Source organism: Micromonospora sp. WMMD998 (genome assembly GCF_029581235.1).
Lineage (GTDB): Bacteria > Actinomycetota > Actinomycetes > Mycobacteriales > Micromonosporaceae > Micromonospora.
In genome coordinates this window covers 3,555,266-3,576,776 of the sequence record NZ_CP120740.1, presented here as the reverse complement: position 1 = coordinate 3,576,776, position 21,511 = coordinate 3,555,266, and the positions used below count along the sequence as shown (strand labels likewise).

General features: G+C 74.9%; 1 protein-coding gene. It reads left to right on the top strand.

Annotated features, from left to right (window positions below; all coding sequences use genetic code 11):
- Positions 1–9: 9 nt before the first annotated feature.
- On the top strand, positions 10–21,498 hold the full coding sequence (locus O7619_RS16400; RefSeq protein ID WP_282281779.1) for a type I polyketide synthase: 21,489 nt from the start codon (positions 10–12) through the stop codon (positions 21,496–21,498).
- The last annotated feature ends 13 nt before the right edge of the window (positions 21,499–21,511 follow it).

Genomic DNA, 21,511 nt, shown 5'->3' with positions numbered 1-21,511 from the left:
AGGTTCATGGTGAATGAGGACAGGCTCCGCGATTATCTGAAGCGGGTCACCGCCGAGCTGCACCAGACGCGGCAGCGTCTGGTCGAGGCGGAGTCCGCGAGCCGCGAGCCGATCGCGATCATCGGCATGGCCTGCCGGTACCCGGGCGGAGTGAGCACTCCGGAACAGTTGTGGGACCTGGTCGCCGGTGAGGTGGACGCGATCACGCCGTTCCCGGAGAACCGGGGCTGGGACACCACCGCGCTCTACCACCCGGACCCGGAGCACACCGGCACCAGCTACGCCCGGGAGGGCGGGTTCCTGCACGACGCGGACCTGTTCGACCCCGGCTTCTTCGGCATCAGCCCCCGGGAGGCGCTCTCCGTCGACCCGCAGCACCGGCTGCTGCTGGAGACGTCGTGGGAGGCGATGGAGCGGGCCGGGATCACCCCGGACACCCTGCGCGGCTCGGACACCGGTGTGTTCGCCGGCGTGATGTACAACGACTACGGCTCCCGGTTGCAGGAGCGCACACCGGCCGGCTTCGAGGGGTTCATCGGCACCGGCAACGCGGGCAGCATCGCCTCCGGCCGGGTCGCCTACACGTTCGGGTTCGAGGGCCCGGCGGTCACCGTGGACACCGCCTGTTCGTCCTCGCTCGTCGCGATGCACGTGGCCTGCCAGGCGCTGCGCAACGAGGAGTGCGGGCTGGCGCTGGCCGGTGGCGTCGCGGTGATGGCGACGCCGAGCACGTTCATCGACTTCAGCCGGCAGCGCGGGCTGGCGCCGGACGGGCGGTGCAAGTCGTTCGCGGAGGCCGCCGACGGGGTGGCCTGGGCGGAGGGCGCGGGGGTGCTGCTGCTGGAGCGGCTCTCCGACGCCCGCCGCAACGGGCACCGGGTGCTCGCCGTGATCACCGGCAGCGCGCTCAACCAGGACGGTACGAGCAGCCAGCTCACCGCCCCGAACGGGCCCTCCCAGCAGCGGGTGATCCGGCAGGCGCTGGCGAACGCGCGGCTGACCTCCGACCAGATCGACGTGGTGGAGGCGCACGGGACCGGCACCACCCTCGGTGACCCGATCGAGGCGCAGGCGCTGCTGGCCACCTACGGTCGGGAACGGCCGGCGGACCGGCCGCTGCTGCTCGGGTCGGTGAAGTCGAACATCGGGCACACCCAGGCGGCGGCCGGCGCGGCGAGCGTCATCAAGATCGTCCAGGCGATGGCGCACGGCGTCCTGCCGAAGAGCCTGCACATCGACGCGCCGTCGTCGCACGTGGACTGGACCGAGGGCGCGGTCGACCTGCTGACCGAGGCCCAGCCGTGGCCGGTGACCGGGCGCCCGCGCCGGGCCGCGGTGTCGTCGTTCGGCATCAGCGGCACCAACGCGCACCTGATCCTGGAGGAGCCGCCGGTCGAGGAGGCCGCCGCCGAGCCGGCCCGCCCGGCGCCCGGACCGTGGATCCTGTCCGCGAAGACCGAGCCGGCGCTGCGGATCCAGGCCGCCCGGCTCCGCGAGCACCTGGACACCCACCCCGAGGCCGACCCGGCCGTCATCGGCGCCGCGCTGGCGAGCACCCGGGCCCGGTTCCACCACCGGGCCGCGATCGTGGCGGACGGCCCGGACGAGTACCGCCAGGCCCTCGACGCGCTCGCCGCCGGTGAGCCGTCCGCCGCCGTGGTGACCGGCACCGCCGCCGGGCCGGCCCGGACCGTCCTGGTCTTCCCCGGCCAGGGCTCGCAGTGGGCCGGGATGGCCACCGAGCTGCTGGAGACCGCCCCGGTGTTCCGGGACCGGCTCCGGGAGTGCGCGGCGGCGCTGCGCCCGCACACCGGCTGGGACGTGCTGGACGTGCTCGCCGGGCACCCCGACGCGCCGCCGCTGGAACGGGCCGACGTGGTGCAGCCGGCCCTGTTCGCGGTGATGGTGTCGCTCGCCGAGCTGTGGCGCTCCTCCGGCGTACGCCCGGACGCGGTCGTGGGCCACTCGCAGGGTGAGATCGCCGCGGCGTGCGTCGCCGGTGCGCTCAGTCTGGAGGACGCCGCCCTGGTGGTGGCGCTGCGCAGCCGGGCGTTGGCCGCGATCGGCGGCCGGGGCGGCATGGCCTCGATCCCGCTCCCCGCGGCCGAGGTCACCGCGCTGCTGGCCGACGCGGGCGACCGGCTCGGCATCGCCGCCGTCAACGGTCCCGCGTCCACTGTCGTCTCCGGCGACGCCGAGCCGCTCGCGGCGCTGATCGCGCGGTGCGAGGCGGACGGCGTCCGGGCCCGCCGTATCCCGGTCGACTACGCCTCGCACGGCGCGCACGTGGAGGCGATCGAGGAGGAACTGCTCGGCCTGCTCGCCGGGATCCGTCCGGTGGCGTCCGCCGTCCCGTTCTACTCCACCGTCACCGCCGGGCAGTTCGACACCACCGGCCTGGACGCCCGCTACTGGTACACCAACCTGCGCCGGACGGTCCGCTACGAGGAGACCGTACGCGCCCTCCACGCGGCCGGTTTCCGGGTCTTCATCGAGGCCAGCCCGCACCCGGTGCTGACCGTCGCCACCCAGGAGACGCTCGACGCCGCCGCGCCGGGGGCGACCGCGACCGGTTCGCTGCGCCGCGACGACGGCGGCCTGCGCCGGTTCCACACCTCGCTCGGGCAGGCGCACGCCGCGGGCACCGAGGTGAACTGGTCCGTCTTCCACGGCGCCGCCCCGGTCGACGCCGGGGATCTGCCCACCTACGGGTTCGTCCGGCAGCGGTACTGGCTGGACGTGCCGCCCGGTGACGGGAACGTCGCCGACCTGGGCCTGCGGCCGTCGGGGCATCCGCTGCTGGGCGCGACGGTGACGCTCGCCGACACCGACGGGCACCTGTTCACCGGCCGGTTGTCCCTGCACGCGCACCCGTGGTTGGCCGATCACGCGGTGCTCGGCGACCCGCTGCTGCCCGGCGCGGCCCTCGCCGACCTGGCGTTGCACGCGGCCGGGCAGGCCGGCGCGGACCGGATCGACGAGTTGGTGCTGCACGCGCCGCTGATGCTGCCGGCGTCCGGGGCCGTGCACGTCCAACTGCGGGTCGACGCGCCGGGGCCGGACGGCAGCCGGGCGCTGTCGATCCACTCCCGGCCGGCGGACGACGACGCGGACCCGACCTGGATCCGCCACGTCACCGGCACGGCCGGCACGGGCGGCACCGACGGCGCGGAGCCGGCCGGGCTGACCGCGTGGCCGCCGGCCGGCGAGCCGGTGGACCTGGCCGACTTCTATCCGGCGCTGGCCGAGACCGGGCTCGGTTACGGGCCGGTGTTCCAGGGCGTCCGCGCCGTGTGGCGCGACGGCGACGCGGTCTGGGCCGAGGTGGCGCTGCCGGCGGAGACCGAGACCGACGGGTACGGCATCCACCCGGCGCTGCTGGACGCCGCCCTGCACCCGATCGCCCTCGGGCACGACCGGGACGCGGTCCGGCTGCCGTTCTCGTTCGCCGGCGTGCGGCTGCACGCCACCGGCGCCCGTACCGCCCGGGTCCGGATCACCCCGGCCGGGGACGACACCGTGACGGTGGCCCTCTTCGACCCCGACGGCGCGCCGGTCGCCACGATCGACTCGCTCGTCACCCGGCCGGTGTCGGCCGCGCAACTGGTCGCCGCGCGGCCGGCGGGACGGCAGCCGCTCTACGCGGTGGACTGGGTGCCGAGCGAGCCGCGTGAGGTGGCGGACGCGCCGGCGGTGACGGTGCTCGACGGCGACGAGCCGGCCGACGCCCAGGTGGTCGCGGTGCGCCTGCCCGCGGGCGCCCACCCGGCCGACCACGAACCGGTCCGGCAGGCCCTGCGGGTGCTGCGCCGGTGGCTCGACACCGAGGCGCGGATCGTGCTGCTGACCCGGGGCGCGGTCGCCACCCGTACCGGGGAGGACGTTCCTGATCTCGCGGCGGCGGCGGTCTGGGGCCTGGCCCGCAGCGCCCAGGCCGAGCACCCCGGCCGGATCGTCCTGGTCGACGCCGACGACGAGCCCGGCCCGGACCTCCTCGCCCGGATCGCCGCCGGCGACGAACCGCAGGTCGCGGTCCGCGACGGCCGGCTGCTGGCACCCCGCGCCACCACCCTGACCGGGTACGACGCGACGCCGCCCGCCCTCGACCCGGACGGCACCGTGCTGATCACCGGCGGGACCGGCACCCTCGGCCGGCTCCTCGCCCATCACCTGGTCGCCCGCCACGGCGTCACCCGGCTGCTGCTCACCAGCCGCCGCGGCGCCGACGCCCCGGGCAGCGCCGAACTCCGCGACGAACTCGCCGCGCGCGGCGCCGAGGTCACCATCGCCGCCTGCGACCTGGCGGACCGCGACGCCGTCGCCGCCCTGCTCGACGCCGTTCCGGACGCGCATCCGCTGACCGCCGTCGTGCACGCCGCCGGGCTGCTCGACGACGGGATCGTCACCGCGCTCACCGAGGACCGGCTGGACGCCGTCCTGCGGCCGAAGATGGACGGCGCCTGGCACCTGCACGAGCTGACCGCCGACGCCGGCCTCGCCGCCTTCGTGCTCTACTCCTCGGCGGCCGGCACCCTGGGCAGCCCCGGGCAGGCGAACTACGCCGCCGGGAACGCCTACCTCGACGCGCTCGCCGCCCACCGGCACGCGCGCGGCCTGCCCGCCGTCTCCCTCGCCTGGGGGCTGTGGGCCGACGCCAGCGGCATGACCGGGGACCTGGCCGACGGCGACCGGTCCCGGCTGGCCCGGGGCGGCGTGCTGCCGCTCGACGCGCCGGACGCGCTGGCCCTGTTCGACGCCGCGCTCGCCGGTGACCGTCCGGCGGTCGCCCCGGTCCGGCTGGACCTGCCGGCGCTGCGGACCCTGGCCGGCGCCGGGCGGCTGCCCGCGATGCTGCGCGGCCTGGTCCGGACGCCCGCCCGGCAGGCCGCCCAGGCCGCGCCCGACGCCGACGGGCTGGCCGGGCGACTCGCCGGCCTCGCCCCCGAGGCGCGCGACCGGCTGCTGCTGGACCTGGTACGCGGGCACGTCGCCGGGGTCCTCGCCTACGGCGCGGCCGACGCGGTCGCCACCGACCTGGCCTTCGCCGAACTCGGCTTCGACTCGCTGACCGCGGTCGAGCTGCGCAACCGGCTGACCCTCGCCACCGGGCTGCGGCTGCCCGCCACGCTCGTGTTCGACTATCCGACGCCGGCCGCGCTCGCCGCGTACCTCGGCGCGGAGCTGCTCGGGACCGGCCCGGCGGCCGGGGTGGTGGCCGGCGCCGGCCACCCGTCCGCGGAGCCGATCGCGATCGTGGCGATGAGCTGCCGCTATCCGGGCGGCGTCAGTTCCCCGGAGGAGCTGTGGCGGCTGGTCGCCGACGGCGTCGACGCGATCGGTGACTTCCCGACCGGGCGGGGCTGGGACCTCGACGACCTCTACGACGCGGACCCGGACGCGCCCGGCAAGTCGTACGCCCGGCACGGCGGCTTCCTCTACGACGCGGACCGGTTCGACGCCGACTTCTTCGGCATCACGCCACGCGAGGCGCTCGCCATCGACCCGCAGCAGCGGCTGCTGCTGGAGGCGTCGTGGGAGGCGTTCGAGGCGGCCGGGATCGACCCGGCCACGCTGCGCGGTTCGGCGACCGGCGTCTTCGCCGGCCTGATGTACGGCGACTACGGCGGACGGCTGATCAACCAGGTGCCGCAGGAGGTGGAGGGCTACGTCGGCAACGGCAGCGCGGGCAGCGTGGCGTCGGGTCGGGTGGCGTACACGTTCGGTCTGGAGGGTCCGGCGGTCACCGTCGACACGGCGTGTTCGTCGTCGCTCGTCGCCATGCACCTGGCGGCGCAGGCGTTGCGCGGCGGCGAGTGTGACCTGGCGCTTGCCGGTGGTGTGACGGTGATGGCGACGCCCGGCCTGTTCACCGAGTTCAGCCGGCAACGGGGGCTGGCCCGCAACGGCCGCTGCAAGTCCTTCGCCGCGACGGCCGACGGCGCCGGATTCGCCGAGGGCGCCGGGATCGTGCTCCTGGAACGGCTCTCCGACGCCCGCCGCAACGGGCACCCCGTCCTGGCGGTGGTTCGCGGGTCGGCGGTGAACCAGGACGGTGCCAGCAACGGCCTGACCGCGCCGAACGGGCCGTCGCAGCAGCGGGTCATCCGCCAGGCCCTCGCCAACGCGCGTCTGAAGCCGGCCGACGTCGACGCGGTCGAGGCGCACGGCACCGGCACCACCCTCGGCGACCCCATCGAAGCCCAGGCGCTCCTGGCCACCTACGGCCAGGACCGGCCCGACGACCGGCCACTGTGGCTCGGCTCCATCAAGTCCAACATCGGCCACGCCCAAGCCGCCGCCGGCGTCGGCGGCGTGATCAAAATGGTCCAGGCACTACGCCACGACCTGCTCCCCCAGACACTGCACGTCGACAACCCGTCCCCGCACGTCGACTGGGACGCCGGAAACATCGCGCTACTCACCGAACCCCAACCATGGGAACGCAACGGTCACCCCCGCCGGGCCGGCGTGTCATCGTTCGGCATCAGCGGCACCAACGCCCACGTCATCATCGAGGAAGCGCCGGACGTGGAGGAGCCGGCATCCGTCGGGACAGCCGTGCCGTGGCTGCTCTCCGGCCGTAGTCCCGAGGCGCTGCGCGAGTCCGCGGCACGGTTGCGGGACCACCTCGACGGCAAGGCGGACGACGACGTCGCCCACACTCTCGCCCGCCGCGCCCAGCACAGCCACCGCGCGGTGATCCTCGCCGACCACCACGAGGCACTGGCCGCCCTGGCCGCCGACGCGCCGCATCCGTCCCTCGTGCGCGGCACCGCGCGTGCGGCGGGGAAGATCGCGTTCCTGTGCACCGGGCAGGGCAGCCAACACCCGGAAATGGCCCACCGCAACGAACCCGTCTTCGTCGAAACCTTCGACCGGGTCTGCGCCGAACTCGACAAACACCTCGACCGGCCGCTGCGTGAGGCCATGGTCGACGCGGTCCACGAAACCCGCTACACCCAACCCGCCCTCTTCGCCACGCACGTCGCCCTGCACGCCCTCGTCACGAGCTGGGGCATCACCCCGGACTACCTCACCGGACACTCCATCGGCGAACTGTCCGCCGCCCACCTCGCCGGAGTCCTCACCCTGCCCGACGCCGCGCTCCTGGTCACCGCCCGAGGACGACTCATGCAAGCCGCCACGCCCGGCGGCGCCATGATCGCCATCGAGGCCACCGAAGACGAACTGACCCCGATGCTCGACCCCGCCACGGTCTCCATCGCCGGACTCAACTCCCCCACCAGCACCGTCATCTCCGGCGACACCGACACCGTCACCGAGATCGCCGCCCACTGGGCCGCACAAGGACGACGCACCAAGAAACTCACCACCTCACACGCCTTCCACTCCCCCCACATGGACCCGATCCTCGACGAGTTCCAGACCATCGCCGACAGCGTCACCTACCACCCCGCGACCATCCCGGTCATCTCCAACCGCACCGGCGACGTGGCACCAGCGTTCGACGCCAGCTACTGGACCCGACACATCCGCGACGCCGTCCGCTACCGAGACATGATCTCCACCCTCGACGCGGCCGGTGTCACCACCTACGTCGAACTCGGACCGGACAACACCCTCAGCGCCCTCACCCACGCCTGCCTGCCCGAGGACCACGCCCACACCATCACCGCCGCCCACCTCGGACAGCACGCCCAGGCGGTGCTCCACGCCGCCGGCCACGACACCACCTGGACCACCACCACACCCGCCGGCCGACACACCGACCTGCCCACGTACCCCTTCCAACGCCAGCCCTACTGGCTGCGCCCGACCGCCACCGGCACCGCCGCGAGCCTCGGCCTGGCCACCGCCGACCACCCGCTGCTCGGCGCCGCCGCCGAACTCGCCGACGGCGGCGGCCTCCTCTACACCGGGCGGATCGGCCTACAGAGCCACCCGTGGCTGGCCGAGCACGCCGTGCACGGCACCGTGCTGCTGCCCGCCACCGCGCTCGCCGACCTGGTGCTGCACGTGGCCGACGAGGTCGGCGCGCCGCACCTCGACGAGCTGATCCTCGAGGCGCCGCTGACGCTGCCCGCCCGGGGCGCCGTCCAGGTCCAGGTGCGGGTCGGGACGGCCCAGGGCGACCAGCGGCCGGTGTCGGTGCACTCCCGGCCGGCCGGCGTCGACGAGAACGAGGGGTGGATCCGCCACGCCTCCGGCACGGTGAGCGCCGCGCCGCCCGCGTCGGCGACGGGCTTCGCCTGGCCGCCGCCCGGCGAGCCGGTGGACGTCGACGGCCTCTACCCGCGCCTGTCCGCCGTCGGTGTGGAGTACGGCCCGGAGTTCCGGGGCCTGCGCGCCGCCTGGCGCGACGGCGACACGGTGTACGCGGAGATCGCGCTCGGCGGTGACGCCGACCCGACCGGGTTCGGCCTGCACCCGGCGCTGTTCGACGCGGCTCTGCACGCCGCCGCGCTCACCTACGACGACGTACGGCTGCCGTTCGCGTTGCGTGGCGTGACGCTGCACGCCGCCGGCGCGTCGGTCCTGCGGGCCCGGCTGGTGGTCGCCGCCGACGAGTTGTCGCTGGACCTGATCGACGTCGCCGGCCTGCCGGTCGCGTCCGTCGCGGCCCTGACGGTGCGCCCGGTCTCGCCGGAACAGCTCGCCGCGGCCGGGGATCCGACCCGGCGCGGGCTGTACCGGACGCAGTGGATTCCGGTGCCGGTGGGCGAACCGGCGGCCGGTGACGCCGTGGAGGTGGTGGAGGTCACCGTGGACGGTGACGATCCGACCGGTCACCTGGCCGCCGCGCGTGCGCTGACGCTGGTGCAGGACCGCCTGGCGGCGGACCGGCCGGCGGACGGCCGCCTGGTGATCGTCACCCGGGGCGCGGTCGCGGCGCGTCCCGGCGACCCGGTCGACGGCCTGCCCTCGGCCGGGGTGTGGGGTCTGGTCCGTGCCGCGCAGTCCGAGCACCCGGGTCTCGTCCAGGTGGTGGACCTCGGTCCCGACCCGGCGGACGCGGCGGCGTTGAGCGCGGCGATCGCCACCGGTGAGCCGCAGGTGGCCGTCCGCGACGGGGTGGCTTACGCGCCGCGCCTGACCCGGGCCGCCGAGCCCACGCCACTGAGCCCGCCGGACGGCCCGTGGCGGCTCGGCGTCACCTCGGCCGGCACCCTGGAAAACCTCGCCCTGCTCCCCGCACCCGAACTCACCCAACCCCTCGCACCCGGCCAGGTCCGCATCACCGTCCGCGCCGCCGGCCTCAACTTCCGCGACGTCCTCATCGCCCTCGACATGTACCCCGGCGACGCCGTCATCGGCGGCGAAGCCGCCGGCATCATCACCCACGTCGCCGACGACGTCACCACCCTCACCCCCGGCCAACACGTCATGGGCCTGTTCACCGGCGCCATGGGACCGGTGGCCGTCACCGACCAGCGGCTCCTGACGCCGGTACCGGAGGGCTGGACGTTCGCGGAGGCCGCCGCCGCGCCTGTCGTCTACCTCACCGCGTACTACGGGCTCACCCGTCTGATGCGGCTGGGTCGCGGGGATCGGATCCTGATCCACGCGGCGACCGGCGGCGTCGGCACCGCCGCCGTGCAACTCGCCCGGCACCTCGGCGCCGACATCTACGCGACCGCCAGCCCGGCGAAGCAGCGGGTGCTACGGGCGCTCGGCCTCCCGGACGAGCGCATCGGCAACAGCCGCACGCTGGACTTCGAGGAGCAGTTCCGGTCCGCCACCGGCGGCGCGGGCATGGACGTGGTGCTCGACTCGCTCGCCCGGGAGTTCGTGGACGCCTCGCTGCGGCTGCTGCCGCGCGGCGGTCACTTCCTGGAGATGGGCAAGACCGACGTCCGTGACCCGCAGGTGGTCGCGGACACCCACCCGGGCGTGGAATACCAGGCGTTCGACATGGTCGACGCCGGGCCGGACGCGATCCGGGAGATGCTCGACGAACTCGGTCTGCTGTTCGCGTCGGGGGTGCTGAAGCCGCTGCCGGTCACCGCGTTCGACATCCGCGACGCCCCCACCGCCTTCCGCCACCTCAGCCAGGCCCGCCACACCGGCAAAGTCATCCTCACCATCCCCACCCCCCTCACCAACGACGACACCATCCTCATCACCGGCGGCACCGGCGCCCTCGGCACACTGCTGGCCCGCCACCTCGTCACCAGTTACGGCATCCGCCGACTCATCCTCACCAGCCGCCGCGGACCCGACGCACCCGGCGCCACCGACCTGCACGACGAGTTGACCGCACACGGCGCCCACGTCACCATCACCGCCTGCGACACCAGCGACGTCGACGCCCTGACCGCGCTGCTCGACACCCACCAACCCACCGCGATCATCCACACCGCCGGCGTCCTCGACGACGGACTCCTCACCGACCTCACCACCGACCGGCTCGACACCGTCCTCACCCCCAAAGCCGACAGCGCCTGGCACCTGCACCACCTCACCCGAAACCGCAACCTCACCGCCTTCATCACCTACTCCTCCATCGCCGGCACCCTCGGCAACCCCGGACAAGCCAACTACGCCGCCGCCAACACCTACCTCGACGCCCTCGCCGCACACCGCCACACCCACGGACTACCCGCCACCTCACTCGCCTGGGGACTGTGGGCCGGGGGCGACGGCATGGGCGGCGGGCTGGCCGAGGCCGACGCGCAGCGGATGCGCCGCAGCGGCCTGCTGCCGATGGCGCCGGAGGAGGCGCTCGCGCTGTTCGACGCCGCGCTCGCCGATCCGGCTCCGACGCTCGTTCCGGCCCGTCTCGACCCGGCCGCGCTGCGACGCCTCGCCGGGAGCCCGGACGTGCCGCCGCTGCTGCGCGGGCTGGTGCGGCCGGCGCCACGGCGAGCGGTCGCGTCGGGGACCGGTCGGGGCGGGTCGGCGCTCGCGCTCCGGCTGGCCGGACCGGACCGGCTCGGCGCGCTGCTCGGTCTCGTCCGCGAGCACGTCGCCGCGGTCGCCGGGTATCCGTCCGCGGACGCCGTCGACCCGGACCGGACCTTCCAGGACCTGGGTTTCGACTCGCTGACCGCGGTCGAGCTGCGCAACCGACTCACCGCCGACACCGAGCTGCGGTTGCCGGCGACGATGATCTTCGACTATCCGACGCCGCAGGCGCTCGCCGCGTACCTGCTCACCCACATCGCGCCGGCCGCCACCGCGACCGCCACGCCGGCGCCGTCGGCCGTCGCACCTGGCGAGCCCATCGCGATCGTGGCGATGGCCTGCCGGTTCCCCGGCGAGGCGGACAACCCGGAACGGATGTGGCGGCTGCTGGCCGAGGGCGCCGACACGATCGGCGAGTTCCCCGACGGGCGCGGCTGGGACATCGACGAGCTTTTCGACCCGGACCCCGACGCGCCGGGGAAGTGCTACGCCCGGGAGGGCGGCTTCGTGCACGACGCGGCCCGCTTCGACGCCGACTTCTTCGGCATCAGCCCCCGTGAGGCCACGGCCACCGATCCGCAGCAGCGGCTGCTCCTGGAGACCACCTGGGAGGCGTTCGAGGCGGCCGGGATCACCCCGGCGACGCTGCGCGGCACCAGCACCGGCGTCTTCGCCGGTGTCGTCGCCCAGCAGTACGGGACCGAGGCGCCGCTGGAGATCGAGGGCTACAGCATCACCGGCACCACGACCAGTGTGGCGTCCGGCCGGATCGCCTACACGTTCGGTCTGGAGGGCCCGGCGGTCACCGTCGACACGGCGTGTTCGTCGTCGCTCGTCGCGATCCACCTGGCGGCGCAGGCGTTGCGCGGCGGCGAGTGTGATCTGGCGTTGGCCGGGGGCGCCACGGTGATGGCGAACCCGACGGTGTTCACCGAGTTCAGCCGGCAGCGCGGCCTGGCCCGGGACGGCCGGTGCAAGTCCTTCGCCGCCGCGGCGGACGGGGTGGGCTGGGGCGAGGGTGCCGGCATGCTCATCCTGGAACGGCTCTCCGACGCCCAGCGCAACGGACACCCGGTCCTGGCGGTCATCCGCGGGTCGGCGGTGAACCAGGACGGGGCGAGCAACGGTCTGACCGCGCCGAACGGGCCGTCGCAGCAGCGGGTCATCCGCCAGGCCCTCGCCAACGCCCGCCTGACGCCCGCCGATGTCGACGCCGTCGAGGCGCACGGCACCGGCACCACCCTCGGCGACCCGATCGAAGCCCAAGCGCTGCTCGCCACGTACGGGCAGGACCGACCCGACGACCGGCCCCTCTGGCTGGGGTCGATCAAGTCGAACATCGGCCACACGCAGGCCGCCGCCGGCGTCGCCAGCGTCATCAAGATGGTCCTGGCGATGCGGTACGACGAGTTGCCCCGGACGTTGCACGTGGACGAGCCGTCCCCGCACGTCGACTGGGACGCCGGGAACGTCGCGCTGCTCACCGAGGCCCGACCCTGGGAGCGTAACGGGCATGCCCGCCGGGCCGGCGTGTCGTCGTTCGGCATCAGCGGCACCAACGCCCACCTCATCATCGAGGAAGCACCGGACGTGGAGGAGCCGGAGCCGCACGCCGGTACGCCGGTGCCGTGGCTGCTCTCCGGCCGCACCCCCGAGGCGCTGCGCGAGTCCGCCGCACGGCTACGCGACCACGTCGACGGCAAGGCCCAGGAAGACGTCGCCCACACCCTCGCCCGCCGCGCCCACCACGGCCACCGCGCGGTCATCCTCGACGACCACCACGACGCACTGGCCGCCCTCGCCGCCGACGCCCCGCATCCGTCCCTCGTGCGCGGCACCACCCGCCCGACCGGGAAGATCGCCTTCCTGTGCACCGGGCAGGGCAGCCAACACCCGGAAATGGCCCACCGCGACGAACCCGTCTTCGCCGACGCCTTCAACGCCGTCTGCGCCGAACTGGACAAACACCTCGACCGACCGCTACGTGAGGCGATGGTCGACGCGGTCCACGAAACCCGCTACACCCAACCCGCCCTGTTCGCCACACACGTCGCCCTGCACGCCCTCGTCACGAGCTGGGGCATCACCCCCGACTACCTCACCGGCCACTCCATCGGTGAACTGTCCGCCGCCCACCTCGCCGGCGTGCTCAGCCTGCCCGACGCCGCGCTCCTCGTGACCGCCCGAGGACGACTCATGCAAGCCGCCACCGAAGGCGGCACCATGATCGCCATCGAGGCCACCGAAGACGAGCTGGCACCGATGCTCGACCCCGCCACGGTCTCCATCGCCGGACTGAACTCCCCCACCAGCACCGTCATCTCCGGCGACACCCAAGCGGTCACCGAAATCGCCGCCCACTGGGCCGAGCGAGGACGACGCACCAAGAAACTCACCACCTCACACGCCTTCCACTCCCCCCACATGGACCCGATCCTCGACGAGTTCCAGACCATCGCCCAGACCGTCACCTACCACCCGGCCACCATCCCGGTCATCTCCAACCGCACCGGAGACATCGCCCCAGCGTTCGACGCCGCCTACTGGACCCGACACATCCGCGACGCCGTCCGCTACCGAGACATGATCACCACCCTCGACGCCGCAGGCGTCACCACCTACGTCGAACTCGGACCCGACAACACCCTCAGCACCCTCACCCACGCCTGCCTCCCCCACGACACCACCGCCACCATCACCACCGCCCACCTCGGACAGCACGCCCAGGCGGTGCTCCACGCCGCCGGCCACGACACCACCTGGACCACCACCACACCCGCCGGGCGACACACCGACCTGCCCACGTACCCCTTCCAGGGTGAGCATTTCTGGGTCCGGTCCCAGCCCGGCTCCGCGGCGCTCGGTCTGACCGGCACCGGCCACCCGCTTGTCGAGGCCGCGCTGCCGCTGGCCGACGACCACGGATGGCTGTTCACCGGACGGCTCTCGCTGCGCACGCACCGCTGGCTGGCCGACCACGCCGTGCTCGGCACGGTCGTGCTGCCCGGGACCGCGCTCGTGGAACTGGCCGTGCACGCCGCGGACCGGGCGGGCTGCCCGGGGGTGGAGGAGTTGACGCTCCAGGCGCCGCTCGTCCTCCCGCAACGGGGAACGGTGCGGCTCCAGGCGACCGTCGGTGGCCCGGACGAGCGGGGACGGCGGCCGTTCTCGGTGCACTCCCGCCCGGAGGGCCCCGGCAGCGCCTGGACCGCGCACGCGAGCGGCACGCTTGCCGGCCGGGTCACCGGCGACGACCCGGACGACCTGACCGCATGGCCACCCGCGGGCGCCGTCCCGGTGGACACCGAGCCGCTCTACGGCCGGCTGGCCGCTGCCGGCTACGGCTACGGACCCGCCTTCCAGGGGTTGCGCACCGCCTGGCAGGCCGGCGACGACGTGTACGCCGAGGTCACGCTCCCCGACGAGCAGCACCCGGACGCCGACCGGTTCACCCTGCACCCGGCGCTGCTCGACGCCGCGCTGCACGCGACCGCCGCCACGGCGACGAACCTGGACGAGGCCCACCTGCCGTTCGAGTGGTCGGACGTACGGGTCTTCGCCACCGGCGCGACGAGCCTGCGGGTCCGGCTGCGGCAGGTCACCGGTGGGATCTCGATGCTGGTGACGGACGAGGCCGGTGCCCCGGTCGCCACGGTGGCCTCGCTCGCCACCCGACCGGTCACCGCCGGGCAGTTGGCCGCGACCGCCCCCCGGACCGGTGGCACGCTCTACCGACTGGGCTGGACGCCACTGAACGGCACGGCGGACGCCGGAGCGGACGAGCCGGTCGCCGTCCTGGGCGAGGGCCCGGCCGGGTCCGGTCTGGTCGCCTACCCCGATCTGGCCGCGCTGGCCGGGGACGACGGTCGTCCCGCGGTGGCGCTGGTCGCGGTGCCGGCCGGACGGCACCCGGCCGACCACGGTCCGGTCCGGGACGTCCTGCGGCTGATGCAGGACTGGCTGGCCGAGAAGCGGCTCGCCGGCACCCGCCTGGTGCTCGTCACCCGGGGCGCGGTCGCGGTCGAGCCCGACGAGGACGTGACCGACCTGCCCGGGGCCGCCGTCTGGGGCCTGGCCCGGACCGCCCGGAACGAGCACGCCGACCTGTTCCACCTGCTGGACGCCGACGGGGATGAAATCCCGGCCGACGTGCTCCGGCGGCTCGTCGCCGGCACCGACCCCGAGCTGGCGGTACGCGGCGATCGGCGCTACGTCCCGCGCCTGGCCCCGGTGGACGTTCCGCGTCCCGCCCCGGTCGACGCCCCGGAGGCCGCCGGCACCGGGCTGGACCGGGACGGCACGGTGCTGATCACCGGTGGCACCGGCGCCCTCGGCACTCTCCTCGCCCGGCACCTCGTCACCACCCACGGCATCCGCCGACTGCTGCTGACCAGCCGCCGCGGACCCGACGCGCCGGGCGCCGCCGACCTGCACGACGAGTTGACCGCGCACGGCGCCGCGGTCACCATCGCCGCCTGCGACACCAGCGACCCCGACGCCCTCGCCGCGCTGCTCGACGGCCACCGACTGACCGCCGTGGTGCACACCGCGGGCGTCCTCGACGACGGACTGCTCACCGACCTCACCACCGACCGGCTCGACACCGTGCTCACCGCCAAGGCCGACAGCGCCTGGCACCTGCACGACCTCACCCGCACGCACGACCTCACCGCCTTCGTCACCTACTCCTCCGTCGCCGGCACCCTCGGCAACCCCGGACAGGCCAACTACGCCGCCGCCAACACCTACCTCGACGCCCTCGCCGCACACCGCCACGCCCACGGGCTGCCCGGCACGTCGCTCGCCTGGGGCCCGTGGGCCGCGAACGGCGGGATGGCGGCCGACGGTGGGCGGGGTCGGGGCGTACTCCCGCTCGACGCCGCGGAAGGGTTGGCGCTCTTCGACGCGGCCCTGCGCGCGGCGGCCGGGCCACTCGTCGTACCCGTGAAGTTCGATCTCGACAGGCTGGCGGAGGCGGAGCCGCTGCCGGCGGCGGTGCGCGGCCTGGTCCGGGTCCGGGCGCGGCGTGCGATCGCCGGCGCCGGGTTGCGGCTCGCCGGGCTGTCCGAGGCCGAGCGGCGGACGGCGCTGCTCGACCTGGTCCGCGGCCGGGTCGCCGCCGTGCTCGGACACGGGTCGGCCGCCTCGGTCGACCCCGCCCGCGCCTTCCAGGACCTGGGCTTCGACTCGCTTACCGCGATCGAGCTGCGCAACCAGGTCGGCTCGGCCACCGGGCTGCGGCTGCCCGCGACGATGGTCTTCGACTACCCGACCACGGATGCCCTCGTCGGACACCTGATGACGGAGTTGGGCGGCGGGCGGGAGACGGCGACCGTGCGGGCCGCGACGGCGGTCGACGGCGACCCGATCGCGATCGTCGGCATGGCCTGCCGCTATCCCGGCGGCGTGGCCACCCCGGCGGAGCTGTGGGAGCGGCTCGCGGCCGGCGCCGACGGGGTCGCGGCGTTCCCGACCGGCCGGGGCTGGGATCTGGACACGCTCTTCGATCCGGATCCGGACGCGACCGGCAGGTCCTACGTCCGGGAGGGCGGTTTCCTCTACGACGCGGACCGGTTCGACGCCGACTTCTTCGGGATCAGCCCGCGGGAGGCGCTCGCCATCGACCCGCAGCAGCGGCTGCTGCTGGAGACGTCGTGGGAGGCGTTCGAGGCGGCCGGGATCGATCCGTCGGCGCTACGCGGCTCCTCGACCGGTGTCTTCGCCGGCGTGATGTACGGCGACTACGGCGCCCGTCTCTACGGCCAGGCTCCGGACGAGTTGGAGGGCTACCTGGGCACCGGCAGCGCCTACAGCGTGGCGTCCGGCCGGGTGGCGTACACGTTCGGTCTGGAGGGTCCGGCGGTCACCGTCGACACCGCCTGCTCGTCGTCGCTCGTCGCCATGCACCTGGCCGGTCAGGCGCTGCGCGGCGGCGAGTGCGACCTGGCGTTGGCCGGCGGCGTGACGGTGATGTCGACGCCCGGCACGTTCATCGAGTTCAGCCGGCAGCGCGGCCTCGCGCCGGACGGCCGGTGCAAGTCCTTCGCCGCGGCGGCCGACGGGGTGGGCTGGGGCGAGGGCGCCGGCATGCTGGTCCTGGAGCGCCTCTCCGACGCCCGCCGCAACGGGCACCCGATCCTCGCGGTCATCCGCGGCTCGGCGGTCAACCAGGACGGGGCCAGCAACGGCCTCACCGCGCCGAACGGGCCGTCGCAGCAGCGGGTCATCCGCCAGGCCCTGGCCAACGCCCGCCTCACCCCCGCCGACGTCGACGCCGTCGAAGCCCACGGCACCGGCACCACCCTCGGCGACCCCATCGAAGCCCAAGCGCTGCTCGCCACCTACGGCCAGGACCGACCCGACGACCGGCCCCTGTGGCTCGGCTCCATCAAGTCCAACATCGGCCACACCCAGGCCGCCGCCGGCACCGCCGGCATCATCAAGATGATCCTCGCGATGCGCCACGACGAGCTGCCCCGGACGTTGCACGTCGACGAGCCGTCCCCCCACATCGACTGGAACGCCGGGAACGTCGCGCTCCTCACCGACCCCCAGCCCTGGGAGCGCAACGGCCACCCCCGCCGCGCCGGCGTGTCGTCGTTCGGCATCAGCGGCACCAACGCCCACATCATCATCGAAGAACCGCCGACCGCCGCCGGGCCGGCGACGGAACCCGCCGGTACGCCGGTGCCGTGGCTGCTCTCCGGCCGTTCGGCGGACGCGCTGCGCGAGTCCGCGGCACGGCTGCGCGACCACGTCGAGGGCAAGGCGGACGCGGACGTCGCCCACACCCTGGCCCGCCGCGCCCAGCACCCCCACCGCGCGGTCATCCTCGACGACCACCGCGCGGCCCTCGACGCCCTCGCCGCCGACAACCCCCACCCCGCACTGGTACGCGGCATCGCCCGCCCGGCCGGCAAGGTCGCGTTCCTGTGCACCGGGCAGGGCAGCCAGCACCCGGCAATGGCGGACCTGCGTGACCCCGTCTTCGTCGACGCCTTCGACCGGGTGTGCGCCGAACTCGACAAACACCTCGACCGGCCATTGCGTGAGGCGATGGTCGACGCGGTCCACGAAACCCGCTACACCCAACCCGCCCTCTTCGCCACGCACGTCGCCCTGCACGCCCTGGTCACGAGCTGGGGGATCACGCCGGACTACCTCACCGGACACTCCATCGGTGAACTGTCCGCCGCGCACCTCGCCGGAGTCCTCACCCTGCCCGACGCCGCGCTCCTCGTCACCGCCCGAGGACGACTCATGCAAGCCGCCACCGCCGGCGGCGCGATGATCGCCATCGAGGCCACCGAAGACGAGCTGACCCCGATGCTCGACCCGCAGAAGGTCTCCATCGCCGGACTCAACTCACCCACCAGCACCGTCATCTCCGGCGACACCCAAGCGGTCACCGACATCGCCGCCCACTGGGCCGCACAGGGACGACGCACCAAGAAGCTCACCACCTCACACGCCTTCCACTCCCCCCACATGGACCCGATCCTCGACGAGTTCCAGACCATCGCGCAGACCGTCACCTACCACCCGGCGGCGATCCCGGTCGTCTCCAACCGCACCGGCGACCTCGCACCAGCGTTCGACGCCGCCTACTGGACCCGACACATCCGCGACGCCGTCCGCTACCGAGACATGATCTCCACCCTCGACGCCGCAGGCGTCACCACCTACGTCGAACTCGGACCGGACAACACCCTCAGCACCCTCACCCACGCCTGCCTGCCCGACGACCACGAGTCGGAAGTCGTGCCCACGGTCGAGCCCGCACGGGCCCGCGCCCAGTTGCACGTCCACGGACGCGACCTGGCCACGCCCGTCGTACCGGCGGTCGGCCGGCACACCGAGCTGCCGACGTACCCGTTCCAGCGCCAGCCCTACTGGCTGCACCCGCCGGCGGCGCGGAACAGCCCGGACGGTCTCGGCCAGGCCGCCACCGGCCACCCGCTGGTGCAGGCCGAGGTGGACCTCCCGGACGGCGGTCGCGTCTTCACCGGGCGGATCTCGCTGCCGGCCCAGCCGTGGCTGGCCGACCACGCCGTGCAGGACCTGGTGCTGCTGCCCGGCGCGGCGTTCGCGGACCTCGCCCTGCACGTCGCCGGTCAGGTCGGCGCGGCCGAGGTCGCCGAGCTGACCCTGCACGCGCCGCTGGTGCTGACCGAACGCGGCGGCGTGCAGGTGCGGGTGACAGTCGACGGCCCCGCCGACGACGGCGCCCGTTCGCTTGCCGTGCACTCCCGGGACGAGAAGGCACCGCCCGGCGCGGCCTGGACCCAGCACGTGACCGGCACGCTCGCCGAGGCCGGACCGGAGGTCGAACCGATGTCGTTCGCGGCCGGTGAATGGCCCCCATCCGGGGCCGTGGCCGTCGACGTGGCCGGGATCTACGACCGGCTCGCCCGGTCCGGGCTGCACTACGGTCCGGCGTTCCAGGGCCTGCGGGCGGTGTGGCGCGCCGGGGACGTGCTCCTCGCCGAGGTGGAGCTGCCGGCCGAGGCGGCCACCGCGGGCTTCGGCCTGCACCCGGCCCTGCTGGACGCCGCCCTGCACCCGGCCGCCGCGGACGACCGCAACGGCGACGGGATGCTGCGGCTGCCCTTCGCCTGGCGCGCGGTGACGTTGCACGCCGCCGGCGCCGGCACGGTCCGGGTGCGGCTCACCCCGGACGGCCCGGACGCGATCTCGCTTGCCGTCGCGGACGAGACCGGCGCGCCCGTCGCGTCGGTCGGGTCGCTCGTGACCCGGCCGGTCTCGGCCGCGCAACTGGCCGCCGTCCGACCGGGTGGGCAGCACCTGCGCTACCGCCTGGACTGGTCGCCGGCCGGCCCGTCGACCGCCGCGCCGGCCGTCGTCCACCTCGGCACGACACCGGACGGCAGCCCGGACGTAGCCGCGATCGCCGGCGCGGTCCCGGTCCCGGAGGCGGTGCTGGCCACGGTGCCGGCCGGGCGCGATCCGGGTGACCACGAGCCGGTCCGCTGGGCGCTGCGCCTGGTGCGGGAGTGGCTTGCGGACGAGCGGCTGGCCGGGACCCGGTTGGTGTTCGCGACCCGGGGCGCGGTCCCGGCCGTACCCGACGCGGACGTCACCGACCTGCCCGGCGCGGCCGTCTGGGGCCTGATCCGGTCGGCGCAGAACGAGCACCCCGACCGTTTCGTCCTGCTGGACCTCGACCCCGACGGGCCGGTCGACGTGGCGCCGGAGTCGCTGGCCCGCGCGGCCTCCGGCGCGGAACCGCAGCTAGCCCTGCGCGCCGGCGCGCTGCTGGCGCCCCGGCTGGCGGCGGCGCCCACCGAACCGGCGGCCACCGCCGGCCCGGCCCTCGATCCGGGCGGCACCGTCCTGATCACCGGCGGCACCGGCGCCCTCGGGGCGATGCTCGCCCGTCACCTGGTCACCACCCACGGGATCACCCGGCTGCTGCTGACCAGCCGCCGGGGCCCGGACGCCCCCGGCGCGGCGGCCCTGCGCGCCGAACTGCGCGACCTCGGCGCCCGGGTCAAGCTCGTGGCCTGCGACATCGCCGACCGGGAGCAGGCCGCCGCGCTGCTGCGCTCGGTGCCCCGCCGGCATCCGCTGACCGCCGTGTTCCACACCGCCGGTGTCCTCGACGACGGCGTGGTCGAGTCGCTCACCCCGGACCGTCTGGACGCGGTGCTGGCGCCGAAGCTGGACGCCGCCCACCACCTGCACGAGCTGACCGCCGACCGGCCGTCCGCCGCGTTCGTGCTCTACTCCTCGGTCGCCGGTGTACTCGGCAGCCCGGGCCAGGCGAACTACGCGGCGGCCAACGCCTACCTGGACGCGCTCGCCGCGCACCGCCGGGCGCGCGGGCTGCCCGCCGTCTCCCTGGCCTGGGGGCTGTGGGCGGCGGACGGCGGGATGGGCGGGGACGCCGAGGCCGGTCGGGCGGCGCGCGGCGGGCTGCTGCCGCTCGCCGCGGAGCAGGGGTTGGCGGTGCTCGACTCGGCCCTGGCCGGTGGGCCGCCGGCCCTGGTGGCGGCCCGGTTCGACCTGGCCGCCGGCGCGGCCGGCGGGCTCGTCCCGGCGGTGCTGCGCGGTCTGGTCCGGGTGCCGGCCCGGCGGGCGGCTGCCGCCTCGGTACCGCTCGACAAGCGGCTGGCCGGGCTGGCCGGACCGGCTCGGGACCGGCTGGTGCTGGACCTGGTCCGCGCCGAGGTCGCCGGCGTGCTCGGGCACGCCGACCCGTCGACCATCGACGTCGAACGGGGCTTCCTGGACCTGGGGTTCGACTCGCTCACCGCCGTCGAGCTGCGCAACCGGCTGGCTGCGGCGACCGGGCTGCGCCTGCCCGCCACCACGCTCTTCGACTACCCGACACCGGCCGGGCTCGCCGCCCAACTGCGGGTGGAGGCGGAAGCCCGGGGCGGTGCGCCCGCCGAGCGGAACGCGGAGGCCGAGCTGCGGGACCGGATCGCGGCCATCCCGCTGGCCCGGTTCCGCGAGGCCGGTCTGCTGGAGCTGGTGCTGAGCCTGGAGAACCAGCCGGACGGGTCGGCCGGCGGCAACGGCGGCGACCACGCGGACGACATCGACGCCGCCGACGTCGACGACCTCGTGCAGATGGCGCTGGCCCGCGCCGACGACCGGACCCGCTGACCACCCCGACCAC